1 protein-coding gene is annotated in these 650 nt (G+C 77.4%); it reads left to right on the top strand.

All coding sequences use genetic code 11. The features are described from left to right. Positions 1-650 (top strand): hypothetical protein (locus HO151_RS07255; RefSeq protein ID WP_254594664.1); only part of this gene is annotated, 650 nt, incomplete at both ends.

Here is a 650-nt window from a genome sequence, read left to right as displayed (position 1 = left end):
GGACCGGGACGAGGAGACCGCCCTGCTGACCGCGCTGGCGCGCCTGCACACCGGCGGCGTACGGGTCGACTGGGCCCGCCTCCTCGACGGCACCGGCGCCCGCCGGATCCAGCTGCCCACCTACGCCTTCCAGCGCGCCCGGTACTGGCCCGACACCCGGCGCCAGGCCGCCGGCGGTGGGGCCGATCCGCTGGACAGCGCGTTCTGGACGGCCGTCGAGGGCGAGGACCTGACCAGCCTCGCCGCCGACCTGGCCGTGGACACCGACGCCCTGGGAGCCGTGCTGCCCGCCCTGTCGACCTGGCGGCGCAGGCGGCGCGACCAGGCGATGGTCGACTCCAACCGGCACCACGAGACGTGGAAGCCGCTGTCCCTGCCCTCCAACGCGCCCGTCCCGGCGGGCACCTGGCTGGCCGTGGTGCCCGCCGCGCTCGCCGAGGACCCGTGGACGTCGGCCGTGCTCGACGCCGTCGGCACCGACGTCGTACGCCTGACCCTCGACGTCACCGACACCGCGGGCGCCGTCGAACGGGACGTGCTCGCCGACCGGCTGCGCGGGCTGTCCGCCGACGGCACCGCCCTGGCGGGAGTCGTGTCCCTGCTGGCGCTCGCCGACTCCCCGCGGGCCGCCGTCCACGGCGACGCGTCCG

The sequence above is a fragment of the Streptomyces sp. 8P21H-1 genome (assembly GCF_013302945.1).
Note: the sequence above shows the minus strand (reverse complement) of the source record. Positions and strands in the feature narration are given on the sequence as shown.